20 protein-coding genes are annotated in these 21,442 nt (G+C 54.4%); 13 read left to right on the top strand and 7 right to left on the bottom strand.

Annotated features, from left to right (window positions below; translation table 11 throughout):
* Nucleotides 1–13: 13 nt before the first annotated feature.
* Entirely contained in the window at nucleotides 14–937 is a 924-nt protein-coding gene (locus tag SH573x_RS18175) for a PIG-L deacetylase family protein (protein ID WP_479349107.1), read from the bottom strand.
* 245 nt (nucleotides 938–1,182) lie between these two features.
* On the opposite strand from SH573x_RS18175, the gene cls reads away from it, so the two are divergent.
* The 3 genes from cls to SH573x_RS18160 all read left to right on the top strand — a co-directional run bounded on the left by cls (nucleotide 1,183) and on the right by SH573x_RS18160 (nucleotide 3,652).
* Nucleotides 1,183–2,616, top strand: a complete 1,434-nt coding sequence (cls, locus tag SH573x_RS18170; protein WP_479349106.1) for a cardiolipin synthase — start codon at nucleotides 1,183–1,185, stop codon at nucleotides 2,614–2,616.
* Between the two features lie 110 nt (nucleotides 2,617–2,726).
* Nucleotides 2,727–3,056: a rhodanese-like domain-containing protein gene (locus SH573x_RS18165; RefSeq protein ID WP_479349105.1), complete on the top strand. Its 330-nt coding sequence runs from the start codon at nucleotides 2,727–2,729 to the stop codon at nucleotides 3,054–3,056.
* Nucleotides 3,057–3,124: 68 nt separating this feature from the next.
* Entirely contained in the window at nucleotides 3,125–3,652 is a 528-nt protein-coding gene (locus SH573x_RS18160) for a hypothetical protein (RefSeq protein ID WP_479349104.1), read from the top strand.
* 365 nt (nucleotides 3,653–4,017) lie between these two features.
* Here SH573x_RS18160 and SH573x_RS18155 read toward each other — a convergent pair whose 3' ends face one another.
* On the bottom strand, nucleotides 4,018–5,436 hold the full coding sequence (locus SH573x_RS18155) for a transposase (protein ID WP_479349103.1): 1,419 nt from the start codon (nucleotides 5,434–5,436) through the stop codon (nucleotides 4,018–4,020).
* A gap of 956 nt (nucleotides 5,437–6,392) precedes the next feature.
* Between SH573x_RS18155 and SH573x_RS18150 the strand changes: the two genes are divergently transcribed.
* The gene (locus SH573x_RS18150; RefSeq protein WP_479349102.1) at nucleotides 6,393–6,575 is read left to right on the top strand and encodes a hypothetical protein; all 183 of its coding nucleotides are present in this window, start codon (nucleotides 6,393–6,395) and stop codon (nucleotides 6,573–6,575) included.
* Nucleotides 6,576–6,616: 41 nt separating this feature from the next.
* Here the strand turns inward: SH573x_RS18150 and SH573x_RS18145 are convergent, their stop codons facing one another.
* Nucleotides 6,617–7,927: a hypothetical protein gene (locus SH573x_RS18145; protein WP_479349101.1), complete on the bottom strand. Its 1,311-nt coding sequence runs from the start codon at nucleotides 7,925–7,927 to the stop codon at nucleotides 6,617–6,619.
* Nucleotides 7,928–8,185: 258 nt separating this feature from the next.
* On the opposite strand from SH573x_RS18145, the gene rpsR reads away from it, so the two are divergent.
* From rpsR to SH573x_RS18105, 8 genes are all read left to right on the top strand, one after another.
* Nucleotides 8,186–8,470, top strand: coding sequence for a 30S ribosomal protein S18 (gene rpsR, locus SH573x_RS18140; RefSeq protein WP_479349100.1), 285 nt, complete (start codon nucleotides 8,186–8,188; stop codon nucleotides 8,468–8,470).
* A gap of 45 nt (nucleotides 8,471–8,515) precedes the next feature.
* On the top strand, nucleotides 8,516–8,944 hold the full coding sequence (locus tag SH573x_RS18135) for an acyl-CoA thioesterase (RefSeq protein ID WP_479349099.1): 429 nt from the start codon (nucleotides 8,516–8,518) through the stop codon (nucleotides 8,942–8,944).
* Nucleotides 8,945–8,964: 20 nt separating this feature from the next.
* The gene (locus SH573x_RS18130) at nucleotides 8,965–9,900 is read left to right on the top strand and encodes a prenyltransferase/squalene oxidase repeat-containing protein (RefSeq protein ID WP_479349098.1); all 936 of its coding nucleotides are present in this window, start codon (nucleotides 8,965–8,967) and stop codon (nucleotides 9,898–9,900) included.
* 259 nt (nucleotides 9,901–10,159) lie between these two features.
* Nucleotides 10,160–12,472, top strand: coding sequence for a hypothetical protein (locus SH573x_RS18125; protein ID WP_479349097.1), 2,313 nt, complete (start codon nucleotides 10,160–10,162; stop codon nucleotides 12,470–12,472).
* Nucleotides 12,469–12,927: a J domain-containing protein gene (locus tag SH573x_RS18120; RefSeq protein WP_479349095.1), complete on the top strand. Its 459-nt coding sequence runs from the start codon at nucleotides 12,469–12,471 to the stop codon at nucleotides 12,925–12,927. The genes SH573x_RS18125 and SH573x_RS18120 overlap by 4 nt, the downstream gene beginning before the upstream one ends.
* A complete protein-coding gene (locus SH573x_RS18115; RefSeq protein ID WP_479349094.1) occupies nucleotides 12,924–13,619 on the top strand; it encodes a nucleotide exchange factor GrpE in 696 nt (231 codons plus the stop codon). Before SH573x_RS18120 ends, SH573x_RS18115 begins: the two co-directional genes overlap by 4 nt.
* Nucleotides 13,620–13,660: 41 nt before the next feature.
* The gene (locus SH573x_RS18110; protein WP_479349093.1) at nucleotides 13,661–15,559 is read left to right on the top strand and encodes an Hsp70 family protein; all 1,899 of its coding nucleotides are present in this window, start codon (nucleotides 13,661–13,663) and stop codon (nucleotides 15,557–15,559) included.
* 294 nt (nucleotides 15,560–15,853) lie between these two features.
* A complete protein-coding gene (locus tag SH573x_RS18105; RefSeq protein WP_479349092.1) occupies nucleotides 15,854–16,084 on the top strand; it encodes a hypothetical protein in 231 nt (76 codons plus the stop codon).
* Here the strand turns inward: SH573x_RS18105 and SH573x_RS18100 are convergent.
* On the bottom strand, nucleotides 16,081–16,638 hold the full coding sequence (locus SH573x_RS18100; RefSeq protein ID WP_479349091.1) for a chemotaxis protein CheX: 558 nt from the start codon (nucleotides 16,636–16,638) through the stop codon (nucleotides 16,081–16,083). The two genes, SH573x_RS18105 and SH573x_RS18100, sit on opposite strands and share 4 nt — an antisense overlap.
* A 64-nt stretch (nucleotides 16,639–16,702) precedes the next feature.
* The gene (locus SH573x_RS18095; RefSeq protein WP_479349090.1) at nucleotides 16,703–17,062 is read right to left on the bottom strand and encodes a response regulator; all 360 of its coding nucleotides are present in this window, start codon (nucleotides 17,060–17,062) and stop codon (nucleotides 16,703–16,705) included.
* A 235-nt stretch (nucleotides 17,063–17,297) separates the two neighbouring features.
* On the opposite strand from SH573x_RS18095, the gene SH573x_RS18090 reads away from it, so the two are divergent.
* Nucleotides 17,298–18,899: a hypothetical protein gene (locus SH573x_RS18090; protein WP_479349089.1), complete on the top strand. Its 1,602-nt coding sequence runs from the start codon at nucleotides 17,298–17,300 to the stop codon at nucleotides 18,897–18,899.
* A gap of 9 nt (nucleotides 18,900–18,908) precedes the next feature.
* On the opposite strand, the gene SH573x_RS18085 is transcribed toward SH573x_RS18090, so the two are convergent.
* Both SH573x_RS18085 and kdsA read right to left on the bottom strand, forming a co-directional pair.
* Entirely contained in the window at nucleotides 18,909–20,624 is a 1,716-nt protein-coding gene (locus tag SH573x_RS18085; RefSeq protein ID WP_479349088.1) for a tetratricopeptide repeat protein, read from the bottom strand.
* On the bottom strand, nucleotides 20,615–21,436 hold the full coding sequence (gene kdsA, locus SH573x_RS18080; protein ID WP_479349087.1) for a 3-deoxy-8-phosphooctulonate synthase: 822 nt from the start codon (nucleotides 21,434–21,436) through the stop codon (nucleotides 20,615–20,617). Before kdsA ends, SH573x_RS18085 begins: the two co-directional genes overlap by 10 nt.
* Nucleotides 21,437–21,442: the final 6 nt, after the last annotated feature.

Raw genomic sequence — 21,442 nt, 5'->3', positions numbered from 1 at the left:
GGCCCTTGCTGGGCTAGTCGAAAAACGGGAACAGTTGTTTGATTTCTTTTTCGTCGGGTTGTCGACCGTACTCGCAAATCTCGAAGGCTTCAGCGTATTTGACTTTGGCTGCGCGCTCGGCACCGTACCAGCGCTCGAGCGAAGTGCGATAACGTTTGGCTTCGTCACTGGAACGGCGATCCCATCTCGACCAGAGCCATTGCCGACGCTCGGCCGGTTGAGAAGCGGGTGGGGCTGCATCCATCGATTCTTGGCTACCCAGTGCACCACCTTCGAATGTCTGGCTTTCCAAAGCCATTAAGGCATCAACCTTTTGTTCGAATACCGGATCAATACTGACGACGATATCAGGCACAAAAGGGTAGGGCTTTTTGAAACTATCGCTGGAATACAGAAACACTGGGTTCTTTTTCAGCGGCGGTGTGTCTGGGCAAAAGAATGGCACGGCGACCATATAAGCTGCGTCTTGGACCAAGATGCCCACGTAACGATGATCAGGATGATAGTCCCAGGGGCGATGCGCGATCACAATATCGGCTTGCCACTGCCGGATTTGACGCGTGATCAGTCGCCGATATTCCAGCGTCGGTTCCAGTTCGCCGTCGTGGATGTCGAGTACTTCGGAGGTGACACCCAAACGCTCTGCAACCAAAGCTGACTCCGCCGTGCGTCGCTGCGCCAGCGCGCCGCCGGCCATCTTCCAATGTCCGATATCACCGTTGGTCACCGACACCAGTTTGACATGGTGACCTTGCTTGGCCCACATGGCTGCTACGCCACCACTTTTATATTCAGCATCATCGGGGTGCGCGCCAAAGCAAATGATCCGCAGTTTGCCATCATCGGCAGCGGGAGCCGGCTGGCTCTGAGCCCACGCAGTAGTTGAACAAGCTCCAAACAGTAATAGTGCAATGCATGCGTAAGGCTTGAGCCACATGGCAATGGTGTCCGTAGCTGAAGGTAGGAGTCTTAACGCTCAGGTGGGTTCGCCTGCCAGTATCTAAGCTAACTCGATCGGCGCGTAATCCACAATTGCCACACGCGTCTATTAAGTTGTTTAGACTGGAAGTTGATATGGTCCAGCAAGGATAGGTGGGTAGTACGAGTCGTCAGGCGGTGGCTCGTCCTCCCTATTGTAGCCTGATTCGGCAGGTGCTGGCGACCGGGAAATTGAGAAACTCCATGCAACTGATACTTCAACTGCAATCGCTGGCCGTCTGGGCGATCGTCGACTTTTGCGTTGCATTGGTGGCCTCAGCTCACGTGGTCCTGCACAAACGCAACGCGCGAGCGGCTATCGGTTGGGTTGGCATAATATGGTTGACGCCCTTTATCGGCACCACGCTGTACTTGCTGCTGGGCATCAATCGCATCCAGCGGCACGCCAAACGCAAACGCCCCAGCACCCTCTTCGAATACGTGCCTTGCGTGGTACCCATCGCTGACTCCGAAGTCATTGTCAGTCCCAGCTTGCGCGATTTAAATCTGTTGGGCGAACGCATTAGCGCCATGCCCTTGACGGCGGGCAATGCGGTCGAGGTGTTGATCAATGGTGATCAAGCGTATCCGGAAATGTTGTCAGCCATTGCTGCTGCCAAGTCGACGATCACTATGTCGACCTACATCTTCGATCGCGATCGCGCTGGTTTGCAGTTCGTCGAAGCGCTTGGACAGGCACAGGCGCGAGGAATCGAAGTGCGTGTGCTGGTCGACGGAGTGGGCGCCAGCTATCGTTGGCCAAGGATCCGACGTTACTTAGAGCGTGTGAATGTTCCGGTGGCCTATTTTCTGCCCACGCTGGTTCCGTGGCGACTGCACTACTCCAATCTGCGCAATCACCGCAAGCTGCTGATCATCGATGGCAAAGTAGCCTTCACTGGGGGCATGAACATTCGCGAAGGCAACTTGTTGAAGATGCAGGTGCGGGGGCCCATTCGCGATCTGCATTTCCGATTCGAAGGGCCAGTGGTCACACAGTTACAAGAAGTCTTTGCCACCGACTGGCGATTCACGACGGACGAGGTCTTGAAAGGTGCGGCCTGGTTTCCCTGCGTATTAGAACAAGGCACGATGGCTGCGCGAACGATTGCCGATGGACCCGATGAAGATCTAGATCGCATGCGCAAGCTGCTGCACGGTGCCTTGAGCGTGGCACGGTCGTCCATTGCGATTGTAACGCCCTATTTCCTGCCCGACGATGCCTTGATCACCGCGATCAATGTGGCTGCCATGCGCGGCGTGGCCATCGATATCTACTTGCCTGAGCGTGGCAACCTGCGATTCGTGCAGTGGGCCTCAACCGCCCAGCTATGGCAAGTCTTGCAACATGGCGCCCGCGTCTGGTTGACTCCACCACCGTTTGATCACACCAAGCTGATGCTGGTCGATAGCGAATGGGCTTTAATCGGATCGACCAACTGGGATCCGCGCAGTCTGCGATTGAATTTTGAAGTCAACGTCGAAGTGTACTCTCAAGATCTGGCCAGTCGCCTGCATGAGCAGATTCACGCGCGCCGGGCGGTAGCCCGAGAACTCACCTTGCGCGAAGTCAATTCGCGCCCCCTCTGGCAACAACTCCGCGATGGTCTGGTCCGCCTGGCATCGCCTTATTTGTAGAATTGGTTGTCAGCGAGGAAACACGCGGCGGAGCCAACTGTTGAACATGTGAGCAAGCACTCAGGGAGAAAAAAACAGCTATAATGCTCGGCTACATATAGGAGACCTACATGACCCCGATCGAAGTTGACGTGGCGACCGTCAAGCAATGGCTGGCCGACAAGCCGGAAGTAGTGCTGCTGGATTGTCGCGAGCCGCATGAGGCTGCAGTGGCTGCAATTGAAGGAGCCATTTTGATCCCCATGAATCAAATACCCTCGGCCAGTGATCAAATGCAAACGATGGCGGGTAAACATGTAGTGGTCCATTGCCATCATGGCGGCCGATCGCTCCGCGTGGCGTATTGGTTGCGAGAAAATGGCTTCCCGGACGCGCAGAGCATGGCTGGCGGTATCGATGCCTGGTCGACGGAAATCGATCCGTCGGTGCCCCGCTACTAGGCTTCTCATCAAAGGCACGTCGACCTGGACTCGCCCCTTTTGGGAACGCAAGAACTTACTGTACTGATATGAATATGGAACAAGCAGCCATCGTCCCCAGGTCCGTTTCGGGCAAACGCGCGACCGTTGTGATGCTGATCATCCTATTGAGCACAGGCGGACTGTTTTACTGGGTGACCATGGCCTACACCACCTACAATGCGGCTCGACGTCAAACCGAACGCAATTGGCGCGAAGTGGCGGTCGAACTAGACATACGCTACAAAGCCCTCGATACCGCCATCCAAACGCAAGGTACAACCGGTCAACTGGACGCACCGTTGGCCGAGCGCTGGCGTTCGGCGCGTGAGACCTTCAGCCATACCGCCTTGTCGCGCAACCAGATCGAATCGGCTCGCCAGTTGGAAAAGTTGATCCAACAGCTGCCAACATCTGTCCGCCAAACTGCGCTCGCCGACACTCAACTGGCCGAATCGCTAGCAGCTTACCAAGAGTCCGCCCAGTTGCAGCGCGAGATTGGCAAACGCGTTGGCTCCCAATTGCTCAAGACCATGTTGATTCTGCCCGATCCTACCGACCTGGAACTCGCGCCCTAAGTCACCTCTCCAAGGCTTTGCCTTGGGGAGGTCGAATCGAGGCTTTGCGAGATTCGGGAGGGGGCTGAGCGGTGCGAGTGAATAGTACCGCAGGAGTCTTGCCTAGCGCATTGCCCCCTCCCGCAGACGAAGGCTGAACGCCTCGTCTGCGACCTCCCCCGCTGCGCGGGGGAGGTGACCGTCACCTCTCCAAGGCTTCGCCTTGGGGAGGTCGAATCGAGGCTTTGCGAGATTCGGGAGGGGGCTTGGCAGTGCGAGTGAATAGTACCGCAGGAGTCTTGCCTAGCGCATTGCCCCCTCCCGCAGACGAAGGCTGAACGCCTCGTCTGCGACCTCCCCCGCTGCGCGCAACGCTGTGAAGCATTTTATGCGGCGTTTTTGAGTTCGAGTTCCGTTAATTTCTTCCGTTCCCGAGAAGTCAATTTGAGAATGGTTGGTTCACCCAGCGATTTCTTTTCAGCGTCTTTGGGTCTATGGCGCGCGCGTTTGTCGGTGGTGTTGTTATATCGTTGTACTACTGCGTTGATCAGATCCAGCGTTAGCTGGTTTGGTTGGCTACTCTCATTCAAGTTACGCATGTATTTGCGCAATACTCGTAGCGTGTTTGCCAGACTGCGGTCATTGGGGGTATAGTCTCGATTCTTCTCCTTCTTGTCTTTTTTCTTTTTCTTTTCTTTCGTCGCTGCTGATATTTGGGCTCGCATTGCAAACAGTTCCGCCAATGCCATCGCGTTTAAAGACCACTCGACTTCAACCAATGATCGTTCGGGATTGCGGCAACGAAGTTTTTGTTTGTCGACCGTTTGCTTCAGCCCACGAAACTCGACCTCGATCAACCACCGTTGCTTGTAGAAGTTTGCAATCTGTTCGATGGTTAGTTCGTCCTCATTCAACACACTGGTCAGCATCCACATTTTCGTTTTTCCAACCGTTACGCGAACCAAGCGAAGTCGCAGTGGCGGAACTCCTTTATCCATTTGGTCTTTAGGCCAGCACAGAACCGTTCCATCATCCTGCGTTCTAAAATCCGTGTTTTGACTGAGCAATTTTACATTGCCCCCGACTCGTACTAGGAAGTCATGCCCCGCTTCCACAATCGACTTCCACAATTGAAAACCAACGAAACCTGCATCGCCAGTGAATAGGGTGCCTGTCGGAAATTCCTCTTGCTCAACTATGTCGCGAACGTGGTGACGCTCACTGGAGTTAGAAGGCCCGAACCGCCAGGTCCATGGCAATCGCATAGTCATGTGCCACACCATTGTCATCCAAATTTGCGGTTCTGGCGGTGCAGGCTTTTCGGCTCTCTTGCGTGGCTTGTTCTTCGACGTGGAGTTCTTGTTCTGCCTCTGCGCTTTGTTGTCGTTGTAACGGGCTTTTTTTCCCTTACCGTAGTTAGGCGCACAGAATGCCTCTTCATTTGAAACCGAACGTGGTACCGTCGCTCTAGAACCGTCAAAGCCCATTAGTACCCAGCCATCGGTGCGGTAAAAACGATCTCCCCACAGTTTCGCCAGCAAATGAAGGCGAGCGCGAATGCCAATTCGGAGAACTTCCTGGTTGTTGGTCAATACGTTCATCATCCCAGTGTAAGACCGGGCAATTTTCGTGAGTCCCAAGCCATGACAAGTCTCAATCGACTGGGCAAATGAATCGGTCACATTCTTACACTCTTGCCATGTCCAAATCAAAGCTTGTGCGGCTAACTGTTCTCCCTGCCAAGTGGCATTGCCATGGAACTGGCCTTTGGCAAATAATGCTCCTGAGGGAAGGATGAGCTCCACGAGCTCCTTGAACAATGCACGATTCTTGACCAGCTCGAGTTTGGCCCTACGTTTGATAACTCGTGATCTATTCTTTGCTCGTTGCTTGCGACTCACGGCCAGATTCCTTTCTGACTGATAGGTTTCAGTTAGTGCTTGGGGGAATCTGGCCTTTTTTCATCCTTTGGCAATTTATGGAAGCCCAGTTTTTGCAAGTTAAAATGCTTCACAGCGTTGCGCTGCGCGGGGGAGGTGACCGTCATCTCTCCAAGGCTTCGCCTTGGGGAGGTGGAATCGGAGCTTTGCGAGATTCGGGAGGGGTCTGGGCTGCGCGAGTGATTGGTACCGCAGGAGTCTTGCCTAGCGCAATGCCCCCTCCCGCAGACGAAGGCTGAACGCCTCGTCTGCGACCTCCCCCGCTGCGCGGGGGAGGTGACTCGCAAAGATCACCGAGCTGCCAGGATTTGTTTCGGTCGCTGCCGAAGGTAGGGTCGTGGATTGATGCGCGGGCTGGGGCAGTTCGAGTGCTGGTGGCAGGCGAGCCGGTGTGGAATCGCTGGCGGTGGAATCCAAGGCTGAATTGGTAACCTGTTCCGCTTGAGCAAGATGTTCGGCTGAGCTACCGCGGCCCGGTAACCACCTGAACAAACGTGGATGCGTCGATGTGCACCCGCAGCATAGCAAAATGCCTATCACCCAACTTCTCTTTAGCCAAACCATGTCAGAGTTCCATTTTTCTGGCCAACGCATTGGAACAACATCGGCGGTACGGATCTTATCGGTTCTCCGCGTCGCAACACTGCGCGCAATCAACCCGTGCACTGCAAAAGTGTTAATTGAAAGTTACCACTTGCGACACCCAGGCAGAGTTTAATGAACAGGAAAAAACCGACGGCGATAGGCCTTCTACCGCTGTTAGCCACTTGGCCTTACACTACGGTCAATGAACTGTCCGCTTACTTTCTGGCTAGGTCGCGATGAAGCGTTTTAAGGCTATGATGAAAGAGATCGGCTGGCTGTGGGCCGTGATCTTGGTCATCAATACTGTGCTGGCTTTCGTGGCCAGTCCTCTGTACTGGTTGATTTTGCCAATCCTGATCACCATCTGCATCTACTTCACGATGATGCGTTATGACGAAGAGGGTAATCCGCGGATCTGAGTACGCCGACACGTACAGGTGCATAGCTTGCGTGAGGCGGACTAGTCCTGCGCGACGACATACCGCTTCCAAAACTCCGCTTTAGTTTGCCGCAAAATCTCGGACACCGCCGCGCGATCCTCCAGCGTTAAACGCTCATACGCTTTTACGCTTGGTTCTACCGAGAGCAAGATCTCGCGCAATCGCTGGCCGATGTATTGTTTCATGCGATCGGGCAAGGCTTCGAACTGGTCTGAGTAAACCAGAAAGCTGCACGGATATTTGAAGAGATAACGATTCAAGTCAAGTTGATACAAGCTGCGTGACTGGCTGTCTTGAGGGCCACGACTAGAAAATCCTTCGGCAAAGCCGCTGCTGCCGACCACAGGATCGAGCAATTCGAATTCGTCGGCCATCAACATGTAGCGCACTAACCGTTCGCCAATCGAGGCAATGCGCCGCCCGGTCGATTCACTTTCAAAATCCAACGGGCGCTCAAGAGCTTCGTTGATTCCGCGATCTTGATAAGCGGCCGTTCGCGCTTCGTAACTGGCGCGAGTTAGCCAATTGTGCATTTGTGTTTGATGCTCTAGCACCATCAGCGCTACGATGTCGCTGGTTGGCTGGAGATAGCTGGTCGGTCGCACGCGGCCTGGCAATGTCGACAAGTTGTCGCCTTCTTCCAGGTCGATCCAACCCGGCCTGTTTTCATCGATGCACAAAACATTGCCGAGATGGCGCATAGCGCCATGCGTGCCGGTCACATACCAACCGCCCCACCGCTCTTTAAATGGGCTGGAATGATCCGTCACAAAAGTTGGCGAACCAGAAACAAAGCGACCGGCGGGCGTACTGTATACCGAACGCACCAAGAATCCAGGGACGCCCTGAGTGCGGGACGAACCGTGGCAAATCAAACATTGTCCCTGATCGCGTAGGACCCGCTGTTGCCCTTCGCGATTAGGTTCCAGCGTATAAAACACTGCTCCCTGCTCTTTGTCGGTGGCCCCCAGCTCGATCACGTCGCTGCCTTGCACCCAACCGACGTAGGTGTCGTCGTTGAAATAAAGTGCGCGTGGCCGACCGGGGCTGATCTTGTGAAGCTGGAAACTAGTTTTAGAGAAGACCAGCGTCTGTGATTGGGCGGGTACGTCGAGCGCCTTTAGGACTGCCGCCAGGACTCCGAACTTAGGATCCGCTTCCAACTGCACCTGGCCACTTTCCAGTTTGGCTGCCAGTTCCGCCACGCGATCGCCGGTGAACTGCTTGCCGTAGTTAATAGGCGGCCCTTCGAACTCCAATTGAGCTGCTGCCATGGTGATCAAGCTGATCCAACCTAGGGCTACCACCACGACTGCTCGCACGTTTAACATATCTGCACCCTCGCCGGGAAATCTATACCTTTAGGTCCAGTTTAGGCAATAACGCTGCGTTGAGCAATTTGTCAGGTAGCAAAATATCAGACTGGAGGCATGAAATCTCAGGTTCCCAAGTTGCGTCGGACAGGGGTCGCGAGTTAGCCCTTGTGTGAATGCTGGAATTGGCTAAAATACCGAGTCTTTCCGCCAGAGAAAAACCTTTTGATAGCTCCATTTTGCAGTAACTTTTAGTTCTGACCGAGGTGTTTTTGTATGTCAACTATGCGTCGACGGCCGACGGCCAAGAGCCGTGCACGGAAGCGTTCGCGAATTCGTTCGCGCACCAAGAAGAAGGATCCGCTGTTCGTCGATGGCAAGCGTCCTCGGCCCATGTATGTTGACTACAAAGACGTCGACCTGCTCAAGAAACTGGTCAATCGTCACAGTCGCATCGTCGGTCGTCGCAAGACGGGATGTTCCGCGGTTAGTCAGCATGCCATTACCTCTGCCATCAAACGAGCCCGTTTCATGGCTCTGATGCCCTATAGCGGCGAATAAGCTCGAGTTTCAAATTTTTGATTTGAAATTACTCTGAGGCTATTGATGGCTGAAGCGTTCAAAACAACTCGTCGCGTCGAGTTCCGCGAAACCGATGCGGCGGGTATTGCACACTTCAGCTCGTTCCTGTGTTACATGGAACAAGCCGAGCATGACTTGTTACGGACTGTCGACTGGTCAGTCATGATTCCGCATGAGGATACGGGCTATCTCAGTTGGCCACGCGTGCATGTGGAGTGTGATTTTCAAGGCACGGTGCAGTTCGAAGACATTCTGGATATCGAAGTCGTCATCGCCAGGCTAGGTGCGCGTAGCGTCACCTATAGTTTTCAATTCACTTGCCAAGGCAGGCAGATTGCCAGTGGCAAGACCGTGGCCGTCTGCTGCCACGTCCGTACTGATCGCTCTTTGGAATCGATCGATATCCCCGAGCCGTTGCGTAGTCGATTGATTCGTTACGTGGTCAGTGAATAACCAACCTCTGCGAATGGGCTATGGCACCGCTTGAGTTCACCTATCTACAACAGTTGACCTTGCGCCTGACGATTGGTGCAGCTCAACTTGATCCGGCTCTGCAAGCGCGACACGCTCAATATATTCTCGCCAAGCAACAGGCCGATGGTGGTTGGGCGGGACGCGAAGGCGATAGTGATTTGTATTACACCAGTTTTGCGCTGCGCTCATTGGCAATTCTCGGATTGCTGGAAGGGCAAGTGGCCGAGCGGGCTGGGCAGTTTTTGCAATCGCGGTTGTCCGCTCATGAAACACTGGTCGATCTTATGTCGCTGGTTTACTCAGCCAAGCTACTGGAGGCGGCTTGTGGCTTGGATGCATTTCGCCAAGCCGGTCAAGCATGGGGCGAGCGGCTGGCCCAATTGCTGGAGCGATTAAAGCGCAGCGACGGCGGTTATAGCAAGAGCTTCGAAGGCAATGTTGGCAGCACCTATCAGACCTTTCTGGTGTTGTTGACGCTGCAACTGATCGAACAACCCATCCCCAACGCAGACAGCATTGAGCAGTTTCTGCTGGCTCAGCGTCAAGCCGACGGAGGATTTCTGGAGGTGCGTGTTGGCAAGCGATCGGGCACCAATCCCACGGCCGCTGCCATTGGAGCATTGCGCGTGCTCGATCGATTGTCGCCCGAGATCGTCACCAGCGCCGGTAGCTTTATGCAAGACTTGCAAACCGATGAAGGTGGTTGGCAAGCCAACACTCGCATTCCGTTGCCAGATCTGCTCAGCACGTTTACTGCGTGTGTCACGTTGGCCGATCTCGACCAACTCGGCGGCATCGATCGACCAGCGGCCATGCGTTATGGTCTGAGCATGCAGCGCAGCGAGGGCGGCTTCTGCGGTTTCGAATTCGACCCAGCCGAAGATGTTGAATACACGTTCTACGGCCTTGGACTGCTCAGCTTGCTGGGCGTTTGAGTTTTGTGGTTCTTTAACCCGTAGCCGAAGTCGCCAGACTTTGGAAGCGCCTCGAGTGATTCCTCCAATCTCTGGCGAGATCGGCTACGAGTCATGTCAACGCTGACATCAAAGCGGTGCCGCGGGCACCGCACTCCAAACGCACCGCACTCCAAAGCGTCAATATTTCTCGCGACCGCCCGATATTTTTCGTTGGATGAGTTTGGTAATATGAGGTCCAGGACGACCTTCGATTGTCGACATAGGCAGGAAACCCAAGATGGCAAACGATGCACAAAAGCGTGCCAAGAAGGCCAAGAAGAGAGAAGAAAAACGACGGAAGGAACGTCTGCGGGAAAAAAAGCAGATAGCTCAATCGCTGACCAATCGGCTAGAAGTTCGCTTGGCGAAACAAGCGCCACAGGCTTGGCAAGGCGAACTGCTACCGGACGTGGCCGTTTTCGACGATAAAGCTTTGGCTCAACTAACGGCCGAGGAAGCTGAGCAAGCCCGGCTGATCCGAAGCGCCTTGAGCGAAGTGGGCCAGCGCGCTGCAGGTGAAGCCGTCGAGGGGCTCAGTGCGATATCGCGCCGCAGCATCTATGCCGAATGGCGCTTGTTCATTCGCGGACTGCTAGCGTGGCAAGATCGACATTTGGACGAAGCCAAAGAGTCGTGGGTTCGCCTGGACGCCACGCGACGTCCATGGCGGATGGCTGTCTCGCTGATGTTAGCGCATCGCGATGATTTGACGGATCTGAGGGGCTCAGCGCGGCAGCCGGCCAATGCCGAGTCAGATCCCTGGTTGGCCGTTCGCGATGACCAACTGTTGCTGCATGCCAAGCTGGTGCGTCAAACGCAAGTCGATCGAGTCGCCTTGCGCGCTGCTCGTGGAGTACTGGCTTTGAAAATGGAGACAGAAGATGCCACCATCGAACCGCAGCATGTCACTTGGCTGAGAGACTTCACTAAAAAGTACAACTCGGTAGAACCGGAATTGGTGCAATCGCTGCACGAAGCCGCCATCGCCCGGGCGTTTTGTGGTCCCTACGCCGACATGTTTCGTGATTGCGTCCAACATTTCCGCGGGCCGCGCCATGATCGAAATAATTCACTGATAAAGTATTTTTTTGAACGTCGTTTTGGGGACTCCAAATCCTTGTCACGCATGCGGGATTATTTGGACGTCCAACTGCCGCGCGTCAGTGAGCTTTCACCTACCTTGCGGTCTGCCATTACCAGTCATTTGCATTACATGTTGGCGATGGAGGAGATGACCAGCGAACCAGAGCCAACCCTTTTCTCTGTCGATACCAAAGGCCCGGATCAAAAACTGATCAAGCAGCACTTCGAGAATTCGCTTAAAGCCTATCCGACCAATCGCTCTGCCTTCGAAGGCTACGAACAGCTGTATAAAGATCTGCTGGACGACGACAAACTGCTGGTCGACAAGCGTCGGGCGATCGAAGCGGATTTGGCCAAAGTGCAAATTCGACGCTTGGAGCAACTGCCCAACGATATCGAAACTCGGCTGGAGCTAGTCGATTACTTGTTGGAAAACGATCGCAGCGCCGAGGCTCAGGAGCACGTGCAGTGGCTCTCGGGCACGCGTCGTGAAAATCCACTTGCCGATTCGATGAAGTGGAAATGGCATCTGCTCGAAGCGATGCGGTTATGCAGACGCAAGGCCACCACATCGCAGGCGCTTGATAACCTGTCCGAAGCTGAAAAGATTTGGCCACGTTGGTTGTCCAATGAGTGGTTGCCGTACCTGCGGGCGGCTGTGGCTCTGCGTGCCGGTAATTCCCAGGCGTTTGAGACCCTGGCTCCAGAAACGAGGGCGAAATCTGCGGTGGCCGACGCCTGCATGCAACTCGCCGCAGCGCAGCGAATGGCCGTCCCGGCTGGTGAGCTCAAGGCATTGCGAGAAGCCGTTGAGCTTCAGCTGATGAATGTTCAAAAGTTGCAAGTTGACGAACTACTACCCGCGATTTCCTTCTTCTGGGATCTACACCGATGTTCCTTGAAGTATCCAGCCTATCGCATGCACGGTACCAAGTTTTTGATGCAACTGATAAAGCTGTTTGGTGAACAGCCTCCTTGGACCGAGGACACTTTAAGCGATCGGCGCATCTGCGGGGCCCTACTCCTGGCAGCTAGCGAAGGCCTGTATATCAAAAACTACGAAATTCTTTGTCCGCTTTGCATGCAAGCCCTCGAAGAACATCCCGTCAGCGCCGCTATGTGGGTAGTTTCGTTTTGCCGCTTGAAGACCCAGTGGATGGCAAATGCACAAATGCAGTTGGGAACCCGACTCCGTGAGTTTGCAGATACCCAACTGGATCCTTTCTATCGCCACTACTATCGCGCACTGGCGGACCAGTTCGACCAAAAGAATCGACGCCTCATGAAACGGAACGGTGGCGGTAGGCTCGGCTCGCTGTTCCAGCGCTTCATGGCCGAAATGGGCGATGAAGATTACGATGATTTCTTCGATGCCAATGACGATGACGATGACGATGACGATGACGATGGGCAGGATGAGATCTGCTATTGTGAAGATTGCCGGCGCGAGCGGGGAGAAATTGTATGACACAACCAGCCGTTTCCGATATGGCAGCAGACCCCTTTGAAGTGTTAGGGATCGCCGTCGATTCCAGCGAACAGGCAGTCCGCGCACGCTATCTGGAGCTCGTCAAGAAATATCCACCTGAGCGCGAGCCAGAAAAGTTTCGCGAGATACAAGCTGCTTATGAAGCGGCACGCAGTCCATTGCTCTTGGCCCGCAAACTCATTGATGCTTGCAATCCAGACGATGCACCAGCATGGCAGTCGGTTATTAATCGCCATGCAGCCTCGCCACCGTCGATGACCGCCGAGTTTCTGCTAAGCCTCGGGAATCAAGTTTCAGGCTTCGTTGCCCCTGCCGTAACCAACACCAGCCAGTCAGGAACTCAGCCAGCAGACGTGAATCAAGTTGTTTCTGATTCGTTGCCCACGGATCAACCAGCCACAGAGCTAACGTCGGAAGCAAACAGCGGACTATGAATGATTCTGACGAGGTGACCGAGCAGGCGGCCGCGCCGCAATTTGGGCTGATCGATTTAGTCGATGCCTTTACTGCCTTTCGACATGAATATCGAAGCCAAACGAAAGAGTCGCGCACAGCCAACGAACTCTTGCAGAGTGTAGCACGCCACTTGGAACAATTGACCGGACGCTTGGATGCGATCGCGATCCAACCTGTCCAGTCGCCATCGTCTGACACTTCATCGGCCGATCGGCGCCTGGCTTTGTTGCTGATCGATTTCGATATCCAATGGACACGCGCGGTGGAAGCGGCCAGCCGAGGCGAAGAGCGCCTGCAAAAGCAAGCGCAATTGGCAAGTCAAGCCTTTGATGAAGCCGTAACGGGACTGTCACCACTGCGCCGCTGGCTAGCCGGGCCGTTGATTCGTCGCTTTCAGCAACTCCGTCCCAGTAATGCAGCGCATAGCTCCGCCCTGACCGAAGGTTTGACGATGCTGTTAGCCCGCCTGCGACAACTGCTGTCGGATCACGACGTGGAAAGAATAGAAACGCTGGGCAAGCCCTTCGATGGCGAACTCATGCGATCGATTAGCACTGTGACCGATACCTCCGTACCGCCGGGCTATGTCGCACAGCAACTATCGCCGGCCTATCGCCGCCAAGGTCAAGTAATAAAGTATGCCGATGTACGCGTTGCAAGCGCCACGTAACTGATTGGCTGAGAGCACTCACATAGAAAAAGGACTATTCGATGACAGACAACCGTTCGGAAAACAACCAACCTGAAAATGAAGTTGCGCAGCCAGTTGGCGATCAGCCTGACAATCGCCTCGACCCAATCGTGGGTATCGACTTGGGCACGACCAACAGCGTGGTAGCGATTGTGGTCAACGGCAAGCCACAAGTATTCCAGATCGACAACCAGAATTGGATGCCATCGATCGTGGGTTTGTCACCTGCCGGCACCCTGATTACCGGTGTGGCAGCCCGCAATCAGTTGGCCGCTTTTCCAGAGCGTACGATATCATCGATCAAGCGCAAAATGGGTACCAGCCAATCGGTGACGATGGGCGATCAGACTTACACGCCACCAGAAATTAGCGCGATGATTCTGCGCCGTTTGCGCGACGTGGCTTCCAGGGCCATGGGCTGCGAAGTCAAGCGAGCGGTGATCACTGTGCCCGCCTACTTCGACGAACAGCAGCGTCAAGCGACTCGCCAGGCAGGCGAATTGGCTGGACTGCGCGTCGAGCGAATCATCAACGAACCGACGGCCGCTACACTGGTCTATCACGTCGACAAACGCGATCGCAAACACATTGCCGTGTACGATTTCGGCGGTGGTACGTTTGACGTTTCGGTCGTAAGAATGGAAGCCGGTGTAGTTGAAGTGCTGGCCAGCCAAGGCGATACGAAACTGGGTGGTGACGATATCGACCATCTGCTTCTGGATTATGTCGCCAGTGAATTCCAAGAGAAAAATGGTCTCGATCTGCGCGAGGATCCGCAAGCACGCTTCCGTTTATTGCAGGCGTGCGAGCAAGCCAAGATTCGCCTGTCCGAAGTTGAGACGGTCGCCATTGCCGAAGAGTTTATTGCTGAGCAAGCTGGGCAGCCGCTGCATTTGCAAATTTCGATCACGCGTGAACAACTGAACGAGATGATCGAACCGCTGCTGGAAAGGACACTCGACTGCATCGGCAAGGCGCTGCGCGATGCATCGATGACGATTCATAACATTGATGACCTGGTATTGGTCGGTGGTTCGACGCGAATTCCATTGGTGGCTGACAAGTTGCGCGAGCAGTTCATGCGTGAACCCAGCCGCGCCGTGGATCCAGACCTGGCGGTCGCGCTGGGTGCGGCCGTTCAAGCAGCCATGTTGCAAGGTCAAAGCGTGGGGCCGGTGCTGGTGGACGTGGCCACCCACACGCTAGGTATTGAGGCCTGCGAAGGTCTGACCTTCAACGGCCCTCAATTGGTCTATGCCCCAATCATTCATCGTGGCAGCCCATTACCGGCTCGGTTTCAGGAAGCCTTTTCCAAAATGTACGACGAACAAGATGGAGTCGTCATCAAGATTCTGCAAGGTGAGCATCCAGATCCAAACAGAAACACCTTCATCGGTACGCTCAAGCTGGACCTGGCCGGGGACGATGACCAACATCGCAAAATCCTGGTCGCCTTCAACTTGACGCTCGACGGCGTCTTGCAGGTGACTGTGGAACAACCTGCATCGGGGCGACATATGGAAGTACGCATCGACAATGCATTGACCGAACTCAACGATGATGAACGTTTGGAAGCTCGCTCGCGACTTGAAACGATGTTCCAAGAAAGCGACGAGATCAGCGATCTGAGCGAGCTAGTGCCACAAAGTGAGTTTCATGACGATATGCGAGTCGATGGAGCGCATCGAGGCATCTACGAGCCTCGCGCTAGCGTGAAAGAGAAAGCTCGACAACAATTCCCCAAGTTGGCTGACCTGCTAGATCGCGCCGACAAGCTCAAGGCACAAGTGCAGGGTGAAGATGCAGAAGATCTGGCAACCTTGTGCGACAAGATCTACACGGCAGTCGAAGACGGTGACAATTCAGTCGTCGAAGAGTTGACTGCTGACCTGGATGATTTACTGTTCTATGTCCAGTGATCAGACCGCGGCAGGCCAGACTGAGTTTCGCTGCCCGGTGTGCCGCGCCCGCCAAGAGCTCTCGAACCAATGCCGGCGCTGCCAGGCTGACCTCACGCTCGTAGCGCAAGTTCGTCGACGCTTATGGTACCTGCAGACTCAGCCTCCTTCGCCGGCTGTCGAAGCAGAGATTCAAACACTGTCTCCTTTCGCTCCGCGAAAGGCGATCCCGTAAATGCAGCCGACCATCCACACATTTGAGAACTAAATCTGCCGAAACGTCTTAGTTGCGCAATATCGTGGACCGCCGTACGAATGATTACAATGTTCTGCGTTCTCTTGGTGCATGTGGGTATGGTCCTGGGACCAATGGCCGTGGCCTTCTGGGCCATCCTCACTGCCAAACAAGTAGGCAATCAGTTGGACGTGCCGTACCAAGGAATAGTCGCCGTTGTGCTGCGCCTGTCCTTCTACTGCTTCCTGTGCGTCGGTTTCTTCTGGGCAGCCATGCTGTTCATAGGGACGGTGTACGGTGTCAGTTATTAGGCACGAACGCCGAGCAGAATGCTCAAAGGGCCTTTTTCACTATCGAAGTTCAGACGAGCTTTCTCGAGTCCCGATTCGAAGGCGACAACGACGTTTGAGCCGCTGATTACCGTTGGTAGTCCCAGTATCAAGCCTTCAGTATTCAAACGTTCTTTGGCATTGCCGCAGATCATGTTGGTTAGTTCGCCAACCAGGTCGACAACCTCGCCATCAATCTTGCTGGGTCTCGATCCCAAGAGCGATTCCGCGATGTTGAAGGCCAGTTCTTTGTTCAGGCTAACGACGATCGTCGCCCGCAGCCTACCAGAGATACTGATGATCCCGCTCAAGTCGTGCTGCGTGCGGTTCTTGTCGACCTGCTGCGTTGACAGATGTCGCATCTGCCAACCGCACATGGTTTCGAACAGGCTGCTAGCGCTTTGGTTGATGGCATCGATCAGTCGTCTTTGGTGCTCGCTCTGAGCGCAGTTGCATGCAACCGTCGAATCTTGGTCATGTTTGCGCTGAAGTCGAGCGAGCACTTCTTCGACGAGGCTGTCTGCGGTAGAGGTCATGGAGATTCTCGTCGAGATTGTTGTTAGGGAAGACACAGGCTGAACGCCTATGTCGCGTTTATGATTAGACAGTGATGTACTTATCTAGCTTTTCGCGGAGCTCTTCCGATTCGAAGGGCTTGCAAAGGTAATCAGTAACACCAGCTTGAATGGCTTCGATCACTTTGGCCTTTTCGGCTTCGGTCGTGACCATGATGACGGGCAGTTCCAAACCGGACTCGCGGATCTTGCGCAAGAACTCCAGACCGCTGACATTGGGCATATTCCAGTCGGTCAGTACCAGATCCACCGGTTCGGCTTGCAGTTTTTCCCAACCCTCAGCCCCGTCACCTGCTTCTACCACGTCAGTAACGCCGACAGCGTTCAACGAACGAATAATGATCTTGCGCATTACGCCAGAGTCATCTGCAACTAGTACTTTCACGATTGGGATCCTACACCTTGGCGGAGCAAATTTTACGGAAAATGACCATCGATAAAATGTTGGTCAATCCGCCCCTGCAGTCAAGCAAAATGGCCATTGGACTGAACATGCGTACCCTTTGTTTCAACTACAATCGGTACAGCTGACACCACCACCAGGGCACGGCTCGCTTGAGAGTTCTTCGTGTTCGACGACCTTTGGTGATTGGTCCAATGCCGCCCAGAGGGAGACAGTTATGATTCGATCCATACAATCATGCATCGCCAGATTACACCGAGTGCTGCTGGTGACTATAACTTGCAGCATGTGCACTGCACCTCTGTCAGCCACCGACCACTTTCTAACCATCGGTGGGGGCTACGCGCCAGAAGGCAATCAAGCTTCTTTAGAAGCTAATATTCAGTTCTTTCAACGTGTGCTAGACAGCCAACACAGAGGTACGCGAACTAACCTGATCTACTTCGCCGATGGACTTGATCCCCAGCCGGATCTGCAGATCGTTCTCAAGAGTGAATCAACTGGCACTCCGGCTGTCGACTTGGTTCGAGAAATCTTCGCCCCCCCGAGCCCGCCGGGCACCATTCCCGGCTCTCAGAAACTTGGTTATCGCAATCATCGCGTCAGCAATATTAGTGGTTCGAATCGCATTACCGATATCCGCGATGGCTTAGCGAAGGTTAAAAGTCGTCTGCAATCTGGCGATCGACTGTTTGTCTATGTTACTGCGCATGGTGGTTCGGCCCGGCGCGATGGATCGCCTTACAATACTTCGATAACCTGTTGGGGGAATCGCGAGCTGAAGATGGAGGAGCTATCTGAATGGTTAGATACGCTGCCGGCCGATGTGCCGGTCATCTCCATTATGGCCCAATGCTACTGCGGCGGATTTGCTCATACAGTATTTGAAAGCGGCGATGTTCAACGCGGTCTTTCGAAGAACTTGCGCAGCGGATTTTTCGCTCAACGTCATGACCTGCCTGCCGCTGGTTGCCGTCCCGATATCGATAACGATGAAGAATATAGCAGCTACTTTTGGGGAGCTCTGCTAGGTCAAACTCGGACGGGAAGGACGGCTGGCGGCGGAGACTTCAATAGCGACGGCCGCATCTCTCTGGCCGAAGCTCATGCTTTTGCCGTGATCGAAAGCGAGACAATTGATATCCCCACGCGCGGCAGCGATGCACTCTTGCGGCAAGTAAGTCGCATGCCCGACTATGAACTCGATACCCCACTGATCACCGACGATGACGAAGAAACCTCCGCAGCCGAAGAAACGGACGTGTCAAAATTGCAGACATTCAGCGGTTCGCTGGATGATCTCTTGAAACTCGCATCCAATGTCGATCGCAGCATCGCCCAGGGACTTGCCAGACGACTCGACTTGCGCACGAGCGACGATGTAACTGGCGTTTTTCGGGCTTACGAAGATGCGCAACGCGAATATCGGGCTGCGCGGCGCGGTGGCTTCGGACGCAGGAATCGCGGCGGTTTCAGCCGACGCCGTGACCTGCAGCGCGAGATCATCGAGAAGTGGCCCGAACTGGAAGAGGATCAAGGCCGGCTGTCAGCTGCACTACTGCAAGGCAAATCGGGTGAAGACTTTGTTACCGAGCTCAAGGAGATGAAAGCGTATCAAGAGTACGTTACCGTCCGCGACCAGCGGATCCAATCACGCGCTACCTCTCTGAGTGCGGAAATGGAACAAGTACTCTTGCGCCGGCTCATTCATACGCTCGAATCCGTGGTGCTGGCAGCCAATCTGATTCACGTGGCTACTCCCGAACAACAGCTACGCTATAGAGAATTACTACGCATCGAAGATAGTGTGCTGAAGTAAGGCTACTGTTCAACGTGACAAATAACGCACGCGCAGTCGGTTTCCTGCTTCCATCGGGCTTCCTTCCTCATTGAGCACGTCGATCGCTTCTTGAGTCTTTCCTTGCTCTTGTCGAGCGCGGGCTAAGGTGTAGCGGGTGGCTGGGTACCAGTTCTGCGCCAGGCGATTGCTCAGCGTGCGTTTGAACATGTCTTCAGCTGCCGAATAGTTGCCGCGATCAAAATGCAGTTGACCAAGCAAGAAAGTGGCATCGATCTTGGCTTGCTTGAACACAACTTGCATTTGACGCAAGCGATTCTGGAAGGCCTCCAGCGGCTCGGACATCAGTCGCGGGATACCGAGTTCCTTCTGGGCATCAGGATCATCCACCAGGCGGGCGATTGTCTCGTCCGGCAAGCGACAATCCATATAGGTCGCCAGCGCACCTTTACCATCGAATGTCGATTCAAACTCGCCAGCGATATGTTTCAGGCGAGCTGCAGCGGCTGGCGTGTCCATGAACCAAACCGCATGCTCGACCATGTATTGGGCAGTGAACGGCGAATTCATCGTCAGTCGTTCGCGGAGGTCTTTGGCATACAGTCGCGCCAGCAGAGGTGTTTGCCAGATCGACACTAGCGAATCGGGCAACAGCCGCTTGAGTTTGGCAACCAGTGGTTGCACATTCGTTTGCAATTGCAAGCGATCATCGCCCGTCAAGGACGCTTGCAGCACAGCCATGCGATCGGTGCCCGCAGCCGGTTCGATATCCAGCAAAAAACCAACCTGCTGCGTGTCGCCAGGATTAACCGCGTAGTCAAATCGACCCGGAATGTCCAAGCGTCGCAGGATGCGTTCATCGCTCTGCACCTGCGCCAAGGTCACTGGGGTCGCCGTCTCTGAATCGAGAATCGGCAGACCAAGCTTGGGCTCAAATAGGTAACAGTTGTCACCGATCCAGACACCCACTGACCAAATCTTGGCTGCTGGACTAGTCGACACCTTCAGCGACAGCCAGCATACTTCCAGATCGCGCTGCTGAGCCAACGTGGTGAAGACGCGCCCGCGCTCGACGAAATCACCCCGACCATAAAGGATGGTTTGCCAAGGCAAGTATCGATAGCCTATACCATTGTCTGTGGCCGGTTTACGCGGATCATCCAACAACTGTTCGACATCTTTGGCATTTCCCAATAACACGATGTTGCGCACCGACCAGTCGAACAGCTTGAATGCCTGTTCTAGTTTGGCAAATTCTTCGGCCGACAAAGTCTTTGCCTGCGATTCCAACCAGGGTTGCAGCAATGAATCTCGCAACGGACGATCAATAATCCAATCAGCCAATTTGCGATACATGTGACACTGATACATGTACTCAACATCCCATGTATCAAACTGGCCCTCAGCCTCATTGGCAAAACCGGCTTCCGACCGCAGGTCCGGAGGCAGGCCATCGATCAGGTCTTCGGGCAAGACGGACTTGGTGGTCTTTTCAACCGTCTGCCACCACTTGTTCAAATGCAGTTGAACTTCTTCTTCAACCTTGATGCGGTTGAGCGGAGTCATTTGCGCGAGGTACTGAGTGGCATCATTCAGTGCATCGCTCTTGGTTTTGGCCGCATCGAGTGCTTGCTGAGTCTTGCGCGTTCGATTCTGGCTATTGTCGTTGCAGCCGGTCTGCAGGACCAGCAACCAGCCGACAACCAGGTAAGAAACGAGCCAACGCGTTGAACGAACTACGACCATGAACGCACCAATTCCGACAGCTGTTTGAGACGACCAAGCAGTTTAGACAATTCTCCAAGTGGCACCATATTGGGACCATCGCTGGGCGACTTGTCCGGCTCGGGATGAGTTTCCAAGAACAATCCATCGATGCCGGTAGCAATGGCCGCCCGAGCCAAGGGCTCGACCATCGCGCGGTTACCTCCGGTCGCTCCACCCAGGCCACCTGGCTGTTGCACCGAATGTGTAGCATCGAAGACTACGGGCGCTCCCAGCGCACGCATCAAGGGCAGAGCCTGCATATCATTGACCAGGCGTCCGTATCCAAAAAAGGTACCGCGCTCGCACAAAATGCAACCGCCGCTGCCGGCTGCCACGGCTTTGTCAAGCACATACTTCATATCAGCCGGCGCCATGAACTGCCCTTTCTTGACATTCAATGGCCGATTGGTGCGCGCCGCGGCCTCTATGAGGTCAGTCTGCCTGGCCAAAAACGCCGGAATCTGCAACAGATGGCATACTTCAGCAACCGCTGGCGCTTGTTCGGGCAAGTGAATATCCGTGACGGTTGGCAATCCCAACTTGTTATGGACTTCTTCGAGGACGCGCAAGCCTTCATCCATTCCTAAGCCGCGAAAACCACTGCGACTGGTTCGGTTAGCTTTGTCAAACGAGGCTTTAAACACCAGTGGCATATCCAATTGCCCGCACATCGACTGCAAAGCCGAGGCAATCGACAACGTCAACTCTCGCGACTCAATAACGCACGGGCCCGCAATCAACATCAAAGGCAGGTTGTCACCACAACTCACTTTATCAATTGTGATTCTCATGCGAGT

The sequence above is a fragment of the Rania fehmarnensis genome (assembly GCF_056494185.1).
Note: the sequence above shows the minus strand (reverse complement) of the source record. Positions and strands in the feature narration are given on the sequence as shown.

Bases quoted from the DNA above. Each gene is read 5' to 3' on its own strand.
- cls (WP_479349106.1), top strand. From the start codon at position 1,183: ATGCAACTGATACTTCAACTGCAATCGCTGGCCGTCTGGGCGATCGTC.
- SH573x_RS18135 (WP_479349099.1), top strand. From the start codon at position 8,516: ATGGCTGAAGCGTTCAAAACAACTCGTCGCGTCGAGTTCCGCGAAACC.
- SH573x_RS18130 (WP_479349098.1), top strand. From the start codon at position 8,965: ATGGCACCGCTTGAGTTCACCTATCTACAACAGTTGACCTTGCGCCTG.
- SH573x_RS18175 (WP_479349107.1), bottom strand. From the start codon at position 937: ATGTGGCTCAAGCCTTACGCATGCATTGCACTATTACTGTTTGGAGCT.
- SH573x_RS18165 (WP_479349105.1), top strand. From the start codon at position 2,727: ATGACCCCGATCGAAGTTGACGTGGCGACCGTCAAGCAATGGCTGGCC.
- SH573x_RS18115 (WP_479349094.1), top strand. From the start codon at position 12,924: ATGAATGATTCTGACGAGGTGACCGAGCAGGCGGCCGCGCCGCAATTT.
- SH573x_RS18110 (WP_479349093.1), top strand. From the start codon at position 13,661: ATGACAGACAACCGTTCGGAAAACAACCAACCTGAAAATGAAGTTGCG.
- SH573x_RS18150 (WP_479349102.1), top strand. From the start codon at position 6,393: ATGAAGCGTTTTAAGGCTATGATGAAAGAGATCGGCTGGCTGTGGGCC.
- SH573x_RS18145 (WP_479349101.1), bottom strand. From the start codon at position 7,927: ATGTTAAACGTGCGAGCAGTCGTGGTGGTAGCCCTAGGTTGGATCAGC.
- kdsA (WP_479349087.1), bottom strand. From the start codon at position 21,436: ATGAGAATCACAATTGATAAAGTGAGTTGTGGTGACAACCTGCCTTTG.
- SH573x_RS18090 (WP_479349089.1), top strand. From the start codon at position 17,298: ATGATTCGATCCATACAATCATGCATCGCCAGATTACACCGAGTGCTG.
- SH573x_RS18100 (WP_479349091.1), bottom strand. From the start codon at position 16,638: ATGACCTCTACCGCAGACAGCCTCGTCGAAGAAGTGCTCGCTCGACTT.
- SH573x_RS18085 (WP_479349088.1), bottom strand. From the start codon at position 20,624: ATGGTCGTAGTTCGTTCAACGCGTTGGCTCGTTTCTTACCTGGTTGTC.
- SH573x_RS18160 (WP_479349104.1), top strand. From the start codon at position 3,125: ATGAATATGGAACAAGCAGCCATCGTCCCCAGGTCCGTTTCGGGCAAA.
- SH573x_RS18105 (WP_479349092.1), top strand. From the start codon at position 15,854: ATGATTACAATGTTCTGCGTTCTCTTGGTGCATGTGGGTATGGTCCTG.
- rpsR (WP_479349100.1), top strand. From the start codon at position 8,186: ATGTCAACTATGCGTCGACGGCCGACGGCCAAGAGCCGTGCACGGAAG.
- SH573x_RS18120 (WP_479349095.1), top strand. From the start codon at position 12,469: ATGACACAACCAGCCGTTTCCGATATGGCAGCAGACCCCTTTGAAGTG.
- SH573x_RS18125 (WP_479349097.1), top strand. From the start codon at position 10,160: ATGGCAAACGATGCACAAAAGCGTGCCAAGAAGGCCAAGAAGAGAGAA.